Origin of the sequence: Edaphobacter sp. (assembly GCF_028283685.1) — a bacterium.
Classification (GTDB): domain Bacteria; phylum Acidobacteriota; class Terriglobia; order Terriglobales; family Acidobacteriaceae; genus Edaphobacter.
This window is the reverse complement of sequence record NZ_JAPWKF010000003.1, coordinates 21,409-33,548: the sequence shown is the minus strand read 5'-3', so window position 1 is coordinate 33,548 and position 12,140 is coordinate 21,409. Positions and strand designations below refer to the sequence as shown.

The window sequence follows — 12,140 nt, the reverse complement described above, 5'->3', positions numbered from 1 at the left end:
ATAGCCCATGTGTTCCATGTGCCTTTAAATGAGGCCTTCCAGTGGGAGGCTGACGGTTCCTAACCAGGATTGTTCTGCTTCGCTTCGGCGAGTTCAGCGATGAGCTGCTGCAGGCGGACGTGGCTGCGTGGGCTGAGTTCCGTGATCTCGACGCCGAGGCGGCCGCCGGGGTGATGGCTGCGCACGATGGCTCGCGCGCGGAAGGCCAGGCGATGGATCTCGAAGCGCAGATCGAGCGTGTCGCCGGGGATGCAGTCGGTGGCGTGCTGCGGTTCGATGAGGCAGCCCTGGAGGCAGAGGTTCAGGATGCGGCCGCGGCGGAGGTGCCAGTTCTCGATGCGGAATTCGACCGGGCCCTGGGCGCGGTGGCGCGGGGAGCGGCGGCGTTCTCGTGGGGTCGCAGGCATTGCTGCGGGATTTATCGGCTGAATGGTGAGGGTGGGTTAGTTTTGGGCGTGCCTTGCCTGGCTGCTCTCGCTTACCTGGTTGCTTCTGGCTTACCTAGCTGCTTTTGGAGTGGCTGGAGCGGCGATGGGTGTGGCGGGAGACGCGGTGGGCGTGGGGGGAGTAGGTCCACTGGCGGACGGGGCCTACGTCGACGTGGATGAACTGGCTGCGGGGGTAGTAGCCGACTCCGCCGGCGTCGAGGGAGAGAGCGGCGTCGCGCAGGGTGGGCGCGGAGACGCCGGGGACGCGGATGTCGAGCGCCTTGGCCTCAATGTGCTGGGAGTGCAGGGCGGCGTTGGTGCTGCCGCTCTCGCGCAGCGTGTCGTTCGTCTCCTGGGTGCGGTAGGCGGAGAGGATGTTGACGCTGCTGCCGGCCTTGCCGACCTTGGCGAGCATGGTGTGCAGGACGTCGAAGGTGCGCGGATCGAAGGAGGTGACCTCCTCGTTGTGGCTGTCGCGCAGGAACTGGTTGAGCTTGTCGAGGGCGTCGGGGATGTAGGTGTCGCCGATGCGGTAGACCACGTCGATGACCTCGCCGGTGTAGGCGCGGACGAGCTTGAGCTCATACTGCTGGCCGTCGGTGGGGAGATCATCTTCCTCGTCCGGGAGGAGCCCTGCGCCGGGGAGCGCCACGTTGACGAAGGCATGCGTCAGGCGGTGCAGTCCGGGGTGTCTGCGGGCGGAAGACTTGCGCGTGGCAGCCGAGGAGGGGAGCACTCCCATGAGGAGGACGGCGCACAGGACGGCGAGTCTGCGGGTGCAGACAAAGGAACGAAGAGATGAAGGCGTCAAGGCCAAAATTGACGGTCTCCTGGGGTGGATTCACGAACGGGTGATGCGGGGACGCGAATGGGATTCAACGATCGCCATTTACATTGAATGAATTGTAACCGACAGTACCCTGCTGGGTTAGTTACCTTTTTGGGGGATACGGACCGTTACGGGAATTTGTGCCGGGGTGCCCGGTCAGGCTATGGGGCGGTTCATCTCGGTGAGCCAGTCGGTGGGGCTGGGGCTGGTGTCGGGGCAGACGAGGTAGACCTCCCAGAGGTCGGCACGGAGCTTCTGGTGGGAGGAGTTTTTGTCGATCCAGTCGTGGAACTCGCCCCAGGCGCCGGGGAGGCTGGTGTAGTTGCCGGTATAGGTGGTGCGGAGGACTGTGGCGGCTTCGCGGGTGCCTGCTTCGACACGTCCGGTGGGCTGGACGGCGCGCGCGATGGGCATGGTGATGCGGACGTCGAAGGTCTCGCGGGGGCAGCGGAGATGCCAGGAGTACCAGGGGCCGGTGATGGCGATCTGCTGGTCGTGGAGGGTGTCGCGGAGCTCGTTGAGCGCGGCGGGGAGGGCGGTGGCGATCTCCTGGCCGGGGATGAGGAGGTGGATGTACGCGACTGTTTGTTCGGGGGAGGAGACGATTTCCGGGGTCGTGATCATGAGGGTTACTTATTGATTTTAATCTTCTTCCGGGGAGATTTTCCGGGATTGAGGGTCAGGGAGGAGTCCGAAGTTCGAAAAACCGTTTCTTTCAACCCCAACGCTTCGCTTCGGTCGGGATGACAGGATTTTGGGTTGGGTGGAAGAAAGCAGATTTCTTCGCTGCGCGGCGAAATGACAACAGGAAGTGCCGATTTATCGAAGGAAAAAGCGCGCCGTTTGGCGCGCCTTGAAATGTTGTTTACCGTCCTCCACGGAGGAATCAGATGCGCATGGGCATGAGGATGTAGCGGTAGCGGACCTCTTCGTTGCCGTCTTCGGGGCGCATCTGGCCGGCGGACTGGGCGTCCTTGAACTCGAGGCGGACCTCGCCGGTGTTGCCGATGGCCTTGAGGAAGTCGATGAGGTACTGGCTGTTGAAGCCGACGACGAGGGGGTCGTAGTTGTAGGGGGTCTCGATGGAGTCCTCGGACTCACCGGCGTCGGTGGAGGAGGAGCTGAGCTTGAGCTCGTTCTGCTCGAGGCGGATCTTGATGGCTCCGGAGCGCTCGTCGGCGAACTGGGCGACGCGCTGGATGGCGCTCATGAGGTCTTCGCTGCGGACGATGACGAACTTGTTGTTGTCGCGCGGAAGAACGGCCTCGTAGTTGGGGAACTGGCCGGTGAGCTTGCGGCTGGTGAGGACGCGGCCGCCGACCTTGAAGAAGAGGGTCTGGTCGTCGTCGGCAAAGTCGATGTCGGTGGACTCGGTGTTGTTGAGCAGGCCCTGCAGCTCGCCGAGCGCCTTGCGGGGGATGAGGGTCTTCTTTTCGCCCTGGATACCTTCTAGGTTCTCGCCGAGCTTTTCGATGTGGGCGAGGCGGTGTCCGTCGGTGGCGACCATGGCCATGGACTCGGCCTTGAGGACCAGCAGGGCGCCGTTGAGGGTGTAGCGCGACTCTTCGCTGGAGATGGAAAAGATGGTCTTCGAGACCATGTTCTTGAGGCTGGCGGTGGGCAGCTTGACGAAGCCGGCGGCGGGAAACTCGGGCACCTGGGGGTAGTTGGCGCGGGCCATGCCGACCATCTTGGTGTTGGAACGGCCGGCGCGGATCTGGACCCAGTGGTTGTCCATCAGCTTGATGGAGATGTCGCCTTCGGGCAGGAGCTTGATGTAGTCGTAAAGCTTGCGCGCGGGGATGGTGCAGGCACCGGGCTTCTTGACCTTGGCGGCGCAGGAGGTCTTGAGCGACTGGTCGAGGTCGGTGGCGGTGATGGTGAGGGTACCTTCCTCGGTGGCTTCGAAGAGGAAGTTGGAGAGGATGGGGATGGTGGTCTTGCGCTCGACGACGGACTGGGCTGCCGTGAGCTCGCGGAGGAGCTCGGCGCGGGAGACGGTGATCTCGAGGTTGCCGGTAGCGGCAGTGTTGGCGTTCATCTCGGAGTCCTGGGTTGCTGTCGTCACGTGATCCCCCATCGCAGGCTGTTGAAAAGCAGTACCTGCCCAAAATGTAACACCGAAACAGGCCGGGCAGAGCGCGGATCGGGTGGGCAGGAGTGTGTTTGATTGCCTTGCTGATTCTAGGGCGCGGGAAGGGTGCGCTGCGATGTGCAAAACGGAGGCCCAATGCGGAAACTGAGGAGATCCGCTCCTCTTATAAGGAAGGCGTTTGACGATGTGTGAAGGGCCGGGATGGGGTGCGGGGCGCGGCTGAGCGAAGCGGCGAGGAAAACGGAAGCGCAGCGCGAGGGAAGATTAAGAAGAAAAGACTTTAAAAGGGGATATAGAGATCGTCTCCGTAACCGTTGTCTGCTGAAAAGTGGATAACGTGCCAATGTCTTTTATTTAAAGCACTTAAGGTTCGTGTCCCGTTTTAGAAAACGTGGCCCCCCCGAAAGCATTAAGGGGAAAGTGGGAGGGAAACCCGGAAAAGCGTCCGAAATTATCCACGGTTTCCACAGGCGGTGCGGAAAACCGGTGCGGAAATCTACCCGCGCTTAATGAATTAAGCGGTCAAGCGGTTTTTCTAGAGGGATTTATATAAAGCTATTTTTCAACAGCGGCATGCGGAAACCGAGGATAACTCGTCCAATATCCGGTTACAGGTGAAAAGGGAGAGATCGCGTGCGTGTGACGATCCTGGGGGCTAACGGCGCGACCGGAGGCCTGTTGACGGAGCGGTCGCTGGCGGCCGGGTACGAGGTAACGGCCCTGGTTCGGCGTCCGGCGGAGCTTCGATTTAAAGAAAAAGTTCGTGTGGTGCAGGGCAGCGTGTTCGAGCCGGAGGATGTGGCGAGGGCGCTGGAGGGGTCGGAGGTGGTGCTGAGCGCGCTGGGGGCGCACTCTCCGCTGCGGAATGAGAATGTGCTGCCGAGGGCGATTCCGGTGCTGGTGGCGGTGATGCGGGAGAAGGGTCCAGGGCGGGTGATCGCGCTGGGCTCGGCGGGGGCGCGGGGGGATTCGCTGAAGTTGCAGCCGGCGTGGCGGCGGTGGCTGGTGGAGAGGGTGGTCTACCGGACGGCGCTGAAGTGGCCGGTGCATGAGCAGACGGTGCAGTATCTGCGGCTGTCGTCGAGCGGGCTGGACTGGACGATGGTGATGCCTCCGATGCTGACGAATGGGAGGGCGAAGGGGAGCTACCGGGTGGATGGGGAGGCGTTGCCGCGCAATGGAGGGTGGATCTCGCGGGAGGATGTGGCGGAGTTCATGATGCGGCAGGTGGAAGGACGGGAGTGGGTGCGGAAGGGTGTTTATCTGAGCTATTGAGAGAGGGGCTTTGCTTGAGGGGGTTGTGGCTGGCCCACTCATGTCGCTTTGCGCCATGAATGGGGCACCCGACACCCGGGCACCCGACACCCGGACACCGACACCCGGTGGTCGGTGTTTGGTTCGAGACGCGGATCTCTCCACGGCGCTTCCTGCCCCGAGCAAGCTCGCCGGGGATCCGGTTCGCTACGGAATGACAAGCCAAAAGAGCAAGCGTGAGGCCGAGTTAGATTTGGCTACTTCATGATGACTTTAGGGGTGTCGGGGGAGATGCCCTGGCAGTCGGCGCCCTGGTAGGCGGAGTCGATGAGCATGTCGACGATGATGGGCTGCGTCTGACGGGAGGTGACGGCCTCCATGTGCATGGTGCCGTGGACCTTTTCGGGGTTGAGGAAGGTCATCTCGAGATGGCCTTTGGCGTTGCCGGTGCCTCCGCTGCCGGACTGGCAGGTGATGTCGCCGGACATGCCATGGTCGTCCTGGTGCAGGTTGGCGACGGTACAGTTTTTGCGGTCCTGTGCGGCGGTGAACATCTCCTTCCACTTCTCGGGGGTGAGGCAGGACTGCGAGTTGATGGTTCTTGGCGCGGTGGGGTCGGGTCGGCCCATGGACTTGAGCTGATCGAGCACCGCGGGCGGCAGCTGCAGGCCGCTGATGGTGGTGACGGTGGTGGAGTTCCAGAGGCCCATCTTGACGGGCGGTGGTCCGGCGGGTTGTTGCGTGGCGGAGGATGGCGGCTGTTGTGCCGATGGTGATGTTTGTTGCGCAGAGATCAGCTGTGCGGAATGCTGTTGTGCGGATGCCTGCTTCGCCTGTGCGGCAGCTGCGGTGCTTAGGCAGAGAGCTGCGCAGAGGCAGAGCGTTGTGCGGAAGAAGAGTGAGGTGCAGAGGCAGAGAGTTGTGCGGAGGGAGATGGTCGCGCAGGGCGTTGCACATCGTGAGGAAGAGGCTAGGTGTTGAGGCACTGCGCGCATGGAGGGCATCATCCTTTGATCGTTACGTCTGTATGATGTGGGCACCGAAAACCGGGTTTACCGCGCAGCAGCAACGAGTATCCACCTGCGGCGTGCGGTGCCTCAGGACGAGCATGCGCACATGTTGCGTACGGCATCAGTTTTTGACGGGTAGCGGGTGAGGTCGACGATGTTGCGACGAAGTTTGATGCTTCTGTTGCTGGCTGCGTGCGCAGCTGGCGATGTTCGGGCGCAGGGTGCGGCTCCTGCTGCGAAGGAAGAGCTGCGCGGTGTGGTGATTGTGGCGCGGCATGGATTGAGGGCGCCGATCGAGAGCGAGATGCGAAGCGGCGTGTTCAACGCGCAGCCGTGGCCGAAGTGGCCGGTGCAGGCGGGGCTATTGACGCCGCATGGCATCGATGCGCTGAAGCAAATGGGTGAGTACTACAGGCAGCAGTATGGCGGGCTGATTACGAACTGCCATAGTGTGCTGGCGTATTCGACGAAATCACCGCGGGCGTTTGCATCGGCGGTAGTGGTGATTGGGGAGCTGTTCCACGAGATGCCGCAGTGCGATGCGCACAGTATTGAAATGTCTCTGACGACTGACCCTCCGGATCTGGATAAGGGCAAGCTGGGGGATGCGGTGAATGGCCGCATGGGCGACGATCCGTTGTGGTTCACGGGCACGTACGCGCGACCGCTGGAGACGATGCATGACGTGCTGACGCAGTGTGCGGGATGCAGGACGGTGCCGGACTTTCGCACGATGATGATCGAGGGAGAGGTGCCTGCGATGATGCATGGCGAGGCGGCGCGTGATGCTGCGGTGAAGGTGGTCGCTCGCGATGCGCGCAGAGAGAATGCGGTGGCGCCGGGTGCGGACTTCGCGGAGAACTTTCTGCTGCAGTACATCGAAGGGATGCCCATGAAGGATGTGGGCTGGGGGCGGGTGGATCGCGCGAAGCTGGATGAGCTGATGGAGATGAATACGCGCTATCACGACTTCATGTTGCGGACGCCGTACTGGTCGAAGGCTGCGGCGGGGCCGCTGGCGTTGAAGATTGCGCAGCTGCTGCAAGTGCAGGCGAAGGGCGATGGGAGTGCGAAGGTGGCATATCTTTCGGCGCATGATGCGAACCTGGGGTGGCTGGGCGGGTTGTTGCAGATGGACTGGAAGGTGAGCGACGAGACGCAGAATGCGACGCCTCCGGGGTCGGCGATGGTGTTTGAGCTGTGGCACGGCGCGAAGGGCGACGTGGTACGGGTGCGGTTTGTGGCGCAGACGCTGGATCAGATCCGTTCGCTTGCGGTGTTGACCGAGGGCGATGGGCCTTCGGTGTCGCCGGTGTATGTGCCGGGGTGCAGTGAAGGTGCGCCAGGGTATGGGTGTTCGGTGGAGGGGTTTGTGAAGGTGGTGCAGAAGCGGGTGGGGGATTTGTAACTGTTTCAGGAGCTTATTTTTTCGAGAGAGGGAGTGGTCGGGGTGCGGTGTCCTCGGCGGCTGAAACCGCTTTCTTTTGTGGTGAGTTTGTGGCACGGCTGAAGTCGTGCGCTTAAGCGGGACGGTTCGAGCTTCGCTCGAATGCCCACTCATGCCGCTGTCGCGTCATGAATGGGGCACCCGGCACCCGGCACCCGCACCCGGACCCGGTTGGTGTGTTGGTGCTGATGCGCTTCGCGTGGTGTCAGACTTTGGTGGCGAGGATGAGGGGTGAGGGGCCGGGGGCTTCCAGGGTGCGGGGTTTGGTGAAGCCTGCGGCGGTGAGCCACTGGCTGATCTCTTCGAAGCTGAAGGTGTCTCCGTCGTCGGTGTTGACGAGCATGTTGGCGGCGAAGATGAGTGAGCCCGGGGGGCCGGTGCGGTCCTGGTTGACGAGGAACTCGGCGATGGCGACGGTGCCGCCGGGGTTGAGTGCGGCGAAGGTTTTTTTGAGCAGCTCCCTGCTCTGGGCGGCGCCTTCGCTGTGCAGGATGTGGCCGAGGGTGACGACGTCGTAGTCCCCGCCAAAGGGCGTGATGTTGAGGTCGCCGGCGATGAACTCGAAGCGCGGGGAGAGGCCGAAGCGCTCGACCATGTTGACGGTGGCGGGGAGGACGCCCTCCCAGTCGAAGGCGGTGACGGTGACGTTGGGGGCCTGCTCGGCGAGGGCGATGCCCCAGACGCCGGAGCCGGCGGCGAGGTCGAGGGCGCGGATGCTTCCCTGCCTGTCGCCGAGCGCGAGGTGTTTCGCGAGGGTGGTGGCGGCGGGGTAGCTGAGGGGAAAGATGTCGTGGACGAAGCGCTGGAAGAAAGCGCTGCCGTCGCCTTCGGTGTTGACGGAACGCGCGGGGTGGCCGGTGGCGACGATCTCATTGAGCTTTAGCCACTTTGGCAGTAGCTGTTGCGAGGTGTGTTTGAAGAAGCCCCCCTGGAAGCCGGGTTTGGTGCTGACGAGGAAGGCGGCGCTCTCGGGGGTGAGGGCGTAGCGTGTGCCTTCGCGGGCGAGCAGGCCGAGGCCGGTGAGGAGGTTCATGATGGCGCGGAGGCCGCGCTCGGAGGCGCCGGTGGCGGCGGCGGTCTCAGCGAGGGTGCGTGGGGTGTCGTTGAGGACGTCGAAGACGCGGTGGTGGATGGCGGCTTCGATGGCGAGGGTGGGGGCGTATCCCCAGGCGAACTGCAGGATGCGTTCGGGGGAGACGTTGGTCCGGGGAGGTGTTGCTGTGGTGGCGCTCATATCGGGTGAACTCCTGTGGAGGTTCGGTGGTGCGCGGCCCGATGCGATGGATTCGCAGGTATGAGATGAGGGTGTGCCCGGGGGATGCTGCATTCTGTCACAAAGTGGTGATGGGTGTGAACCTACGTCTCAGAGGCGGGACGCGGGGCACCCGCGCATCCAGGAGGATGCTTGCAGGTGAAAAGCCGGTCAGCGGCGGGTGCGGCGTTTGTTGTCGATGCGCTGCCAGTAGGTGAATTCGGGGGTGTGGAGTTCGCCGGTGAGGTCTTCCAGGCGGAGGTGGAGGCGGGATTGTGCATCGGCGACGGCGCGGTTGTAGATGACGGAGCCGATCTCTTCGAGGAAGTAGTCGAGGAGGTGGCCTGCGGGCATCTCGCCGATGGGCTCGGGGAGGTTCTCTTCGAAGTAGCGCTGCAGGGAGTCGATGGCATCGGCGCGCTGCTCTTTGGTGAGTTCGATGGCGGGGTCGGTGTGCGGCATGGTGCGGCTCCTTCCATCAGGGTACATGGTGTGTGTGGGGGGCTTTGGTGGTTCAGAGCGGGTCTCTCCACAGCGCTTCCTGACCCAGCGAGCAAACTCGCCGGGGACCGGTTCGCTTCGGTCGAGATGACTACGATTTCCTGAGAGTTTGTCGCTGGTCTACTCATGTCGCTTCGCGCCATGAATGGGGCACCCAGGATTCCGGCCGGTGTTTTCGGTATTGAGGGCGCGGACGTTCGTCACAAAGTGTTGCCCGGTGAAACTTCGGTGGGGTGCGGTTGTCTAACGGCGGCATGAGATGGATATTGGCTCGCCGCGTGGTGGTGGTTTTGTTTTGTCTGTTGGTGCGGGTGCTGGCGATGGCGCAGTCTGCCGGGGTGGCGGAGCGGCTGGATCGCGAGGTGCCCCGGCTGCTCGCGGAGAACCATGTGCCGGGCGTCTCGATTGCTGTACTGCGGCATGGGCGGATTGTGATGGAGCGGGCGTATGGGATGCAGGATGCGACGACGAAGGCGACGCCGCGCACGCTGTACAACATCGCCTCGTTGACGAAGCCGATTACGGCGCAGGTGGCGATGCGGCTGCTCTCGCAGGGGGTGTTCACGCTGGATGAGCCGATGGCGCCGGTGTGGACGGACCCGGATATTGCGGACGATGCACGGAGGAATCTGCTGACGCCGCGAATGGCGCTGACGCATCAGACGGGGTTTGCGAACTGGCGTTCGATGACGGGCGGCAAATTGACGTTTCAGTTCGAGCCGGGGACGCGGTATGGCTACTCGGGCGAGGGCTTTGAGTACCTGGCGCGGTTTATGGAGAAGAAGACGGGCGTGCCGCTGGACAGGAATGCAAAGCGGCTGGTCTTCGATCCGCTGGGGATGAAGGAGACGGCGTTTACGCCGCAGCCGTTCTTTATCGGGAGGGTAGCGGTGCCTGCGGACGATAAGGGCGTGTGGATGATGCCGCGATTCGCGGACAAGCCCATCTCCGCCGATATGGTCTACACGACGGCGCATGACTATGCGTTGCTGCTGAAGGCGGTGATGGCGAACACGGGCATCACGCGGGAGGTCGCGGCGGAGCGGGACAGGATGCAGATCGATGTGCGGGAGGAGATGTGCTCGCGGCTGGCGGCGGGACTTTGTCCGGATGCTGCGGGCAGCGGACTGAGCTGGCAGCTGATGCGCTTTGGCGGAACGACGGTGATGATGCATGGGGGGCACGATCCCGGGGTGCATACGCTGGCGTACCTGGTGCGCGAGGACGGGAGCGGCGCGGTGATCCTGACGAACGGGGAGAACGGAAAGAAGCTGTATCCGCTGATTCTGGAGGCGATGGGCGCACCGGAGCGGTTTACCAGGACGATGGCGGCGTTGATGAAGTAGGTGGGGAGAGGAAGTTGATTCGATACAATCGGCTGCAACGCAATGGGAGGACGATGAACTCGCGTTGGGCTGCTGAACTCGGAGAGAGGGTGTGCGCTTTCGCGCTGGTGTTCCTGCTGGGTGGCGGGGTGGCGCTGGGTTCGCCGAAGGTGACGACGAAGGCGCAGGCTGGTGCCTCGGGTGGGGCGCAGCAGCCGAAGGTACCGATGGCTCCGGTGAATGTGCCGCCCAGTCAGCAGACGATTCCAACGGTTGCGGCTCCTCCGCTGCCTCCGGTGATGACGATGATGGGGCCGATGACCGGCACGAAGGAGGCCTGCGAGGGGCTGCGGTCGCTGAAGATTGAGGATACGGCGATTGAGGCGGCGGGTGTGGTGGACACGCCGCGGTTTAATGTGCCGAACTCGACGGCGGTGTATCGCAACCTGCCGCGTTTCTGTCGCGTGGTGGGTGTGACGCGGCCTGCGATCCGGTTTGAGGTGTGGCTGCCGATGGAGCATTGGTCGGGGCGGTACGAGGTGGTGGGGAACGGCGGCATGGCGGGCGTGGTCAACTACAGCTCGCTGGCGGGTGGGCTGCGGCGTGGCAATGCGACGGCTTCGACGAATACGGGTCATGCGAATCTGCCGGGCGAGGGATTCGATGCGAGCTGGTCGATGGACAAGCCGGAGCTGGTGGAGGACTTCGGGCATCGCGCGCTGCACCTGACGACGGTGAATGGGAAACGACTGACGCGGGAGTTCTATGGGCGTCCGGCGAAGCACTCGATTTATGTGGGCTGCTCGAAGGGCGGCGGCCAGGGGCTGATGGAGGCGGAGCGCTACCCGAACGACTTTGACGGGATTGTGGCGGGAGACCCGGCTTACAACTGGACGCATCTTTATGCGGGCGCGCACCTGTACTACTCGCAGGCAGTGCTGAAGGACCCGGAGAGCTATATTCAGCCGGCGAAGGTAAAGATTCTGGCCGATGCGGTGAACCGCGCGTGCGATGGCAAGGATGGGTTTGCGGATGGCGTGGTGAACGATCCGTTCTCGTGCAAGGTGGATCTGAGCCAGATCGCGTGCAAGGAGGGCGAGGACGTTGGCGGCTGCTTTACGCCGAAGCAGATTGAGGTGGTGAAGAAGATCTGGGCGGGCTCGAAGGAGGAGAACGGGAAACAGTTCTTTCCGGGGCTGCTGCCGGGCGGCGAGGGTGGAGCGAATGGATGGCAGGCGTGGGTGACGGGCTCGGCTCCGTACCATGGCACGCACTGGAGAGCGGCGGACAGCTTCTTTCGCTACATGGTGATGGGCGATGAGAGTTATGACGCCCTGGACTTCGATTACAACCGCGAGCACGACAGGAAGATGCTGGACAGGCTGGCGCCGATGCTGAACGCGGATGATGCGGATCTGCGGCCGTTTATGAAGCGTGGCGGAAAGCTGATTCTGTATCACGGGCTGAGCGACCCGGATATTTCGGCGGTGAACACGATCAACTTCTACCAGCGGGTGACGGAGATTGTGGGGCCGCAGACGCCGGGGTTCGCTCGCCTGTTTCTGGCGCCGGGGATGCAGCACTGCGGCGGCGGCCCCGGGCCGGATGCATTCGACGCAGTGGCGGCGATTCAACGCTGGGTGGATGAGGGAACGGCACCGGAGAAGATTGTGGCGTCGCACTATACGGAGGGCGTGCTGGACCGGTCGCGGCCGCTGTGCCCGTATCCGCAGATGGCGGTGTACTCGGGTAAAGGAAATGCGGTGGAGGCTTCGAGCTGGGTCTGCAAGGTGAGCGGCGGATTGGCGAAGAAGTAGGGTTGAGCGAGTGGACGAAGCCGCGCCCTTAAGCGAGTTCGCGGTTTTGCGCGAAGGCTCATGCCTGCGGCATGAGGTTTGGTTGTGGCGGGGATGGTCTGCGGTGGAGAAGCGGGTCTCTCCACTGCGCATCGCGAGCGATGCTTCGGTCGAGATGACGCGATTTGGGGCTGAAGGAAAGC

At 63.1% G+C, this 12,140-nt stretch carries 11 protein-coding genes; 4 read left to right on the top strand and 7 right to left on the bottom strand.

The window, feature by feature from the left end:
• Positions 1-59: 59 nt before the first annotated feature.
• From PW789_RS04625 to dnaN, 4 genes are all read right to left on the bottom strand, one after another.
• On the bottom strand, positions 60-407 hold the full coding sequence (locus tag PW789_RS04625) for a PilZ domain-containing protein (protein ID WP_299372122.1): 348 nt from the start codon (positions 405-407) through the stop codon (positions 60-62).
• A gap of 94 nt (positions 408-501) precedes the next feature.
• Entirely contained in the window at positions 502-1,245 is a 744-nt protein-coding gene (locus tag PW789_RS04620; RefSeq protein WP_299372119.1) for a DUF882 domain-containing protein, read from the bottom strand.
• A 168-nt stretch (positions 1,246-1,413) separates the two neighbouring features.
• The gene (locus tag PW789_RS04615) at positions 1,414-1,881 is read right to left on the bottom strand and encodes a GyrI-like domain-containing protein (protein ID WP_299372116.1); all 468 of its coding nucleotides are present in this window, start codon (positions 1,879-1,881) and stop codon (positions 1,414-1,416) included.
• A 262-nt stretch (positions 1,882-2,143) separates the two neighbouring features.
• A complete protein-coding gene (dnaN, locus tag PW789_RS04610) occupies positions 2,144-3,298 on the bottom strand; it encodes a DNA polymerase III subunit beta (RefSeq protein WP_299372297.1) in 1,155 nt (384 codons plus the stop codon).
• Between the two features lie 687 nt (positions 3,299-3,985).
• Here dnaN and PW789_RS04605 point away from each other — a divergent pair.
• Positions 3,986-4,627 (top strand): NAD(P)-dependent oxidoreductase, encoded by a 642-nt coding sequence (locus PW789_RS04605; RefSeq protein WP_299372113.1) that lies wholly within the window; start codon positions 3,986-3,988, stop codon positions 4,625-4,627.
• Positions 4,628-4,863: 236 nt separating this feature from the next.
• Here the strand turns inward: PW789_RS04605 and PW789_RS04600 are convergent, their stop codons facing one another.
• A complete protein-coding gene (locus PW789_RS04600) occupies positions 4,864-5,601 on the bottom strand; it encodes a DUF3617 domain-containing protein (RefSeq protein WP_299372110.1) in 738 nt (245 codons plus the stop codon).
• 169 nt (positions 5,602-5,770) lie between these two features.
• Here PW789_RS04600 and PW789_RS04595 point away from each other — a divergent pair, with 169 nt between their 5' ends.
• Entirely contained in the window at positions 5,771-7,024 is a 1,254-nt protein-coding gene (locus tag PW789_RS04595; RefSeq protein ID WP_299372107.1) for a histidine-type phosphatase, read from the top strand.
• Between the two features lie 244 nt (positions 7,025-7,268).
• Here PW789_RS04595 and PW789_RS04590 read toward each other — a convergent pair whose 3' ends face one another.
• Both PW789_RS04590 and PW789_RS04585 read right to left on the bottom strand, forming a co-directional pair.
• Complete coding sequence (locus PW789_RS04590; protein ID WP_299372104.1) at positions 7,269-8,297, bottom strand: methyltransferase; 1,029 nt, start codon at positions 8,295-8,297, stop codon at positions 7,269-7,271.
• 189 nt (positions 8,298-8,486) lie between these two features.
• On the bottom strand, positions 8,487-8,777 hold the full coding sequence (locus PW789_RS04585; RefSeq protein ID WP_299372101.1) for a DUF2164 domain-containing protein: 291 nt from the start codon (positions 8,775-8,777) through the stop codon (positions 8,487-8,489).
• Between the two features lie 293 nt (positions 8,778-9,070).
• Here PW789_RS04585 and PW789_RS04580 point away from each other — a divergent pair, with 293 nt between their 5' ends.
• Both PW789_RS04580 and PW789_RS04575 read left to right on the top strand, forming a co-directional pair.
• Complete coding sequence (locus tag PW789_RS04580) at positions 9,071-10,162, top strand: serine hydrolase (protein WP_299372098.1); 1,092 nt, start codon at positions 9,071-9,073, stop codon at positions 10,160-10,162.
• Between the two features lie 53 nt (positions 10,163-10,215).
• Positions 10,216-11,958, top strand: a complete 1,743-nt coding sequence (locus PW789_RS04575; RefSeq protein WP_299372095.1) for a tannase/feruloyl esterase family alpha/beta hydrolase — start codon at positions 10,216-10,218, stop codon at positions 11,956-11,958.
• The last annotated feature ends 182 nt before the right edge of the window (positions 11,959-12,140 follow it).

Coding starts and splice junctions, on each gene's coding strand:
- PW789_RS04575 (WP_299372095.1), top strand. CDS start 10,216: ATGAACTCGCGTTGGGCTGCTGAACTCGGAGAGAGGGTGTGCGCTTTC.
- PW789_RS04625 (WP_299372122.1), bottom strand. CDS start 407: ATGCCTGCGACCCCACGAGAACGCCGCCGCTCCCCGCGCCACCGCGCC.
- dnaN (WP_299372297.1), bottom strand. CDS start 3,298: ATGAACGCCAACACTGCCGCTACCGGCAACCTCGAGATCACCGTCTCC.
- PW789_RS04590 (WP_299372104.1), bottom strand. CDS start 8,297: ATGAGCGCCACCACAGCAACACCTCCCCGGACCAACGTCTCCCCCGAA.
- PW789_RS04585 (WP_299372101.1), bottom strand. CDS start 8,777: ATGCCGCACACCGACCCCGCCATCGAACTCACCAAAGAGCAGCGCGCC.
- PW789_RS04615 (WP_299372116.1), bottom strand. CDS start 1,881: ATGATCACGACCCCGGAAATCGTCTCCTCCCCCGAACAAACAGTCGCG.
- PW789_RS04600 (WP_299372110.1), bottom strand. CDS start 5,601: ATGCGCGCAGTGCCTCAACACCTAGCCTCTTCCTCACGATGTGCAACG.
- PW789_RS04580 (WP_299372098.1), top strand. CDS start 9,071: ATGAGATGGATATTGGCTCGCCGCGTGGTGGTGGTTTTGTTTTGTCTG.
- PW789_RS04595 (WP_299372107.1), top strand. CDS start 5,771: ATGTTGCGACGAAGTTTGATGCTTCTGTTGCTGGCTGCGTGCGCAGCT.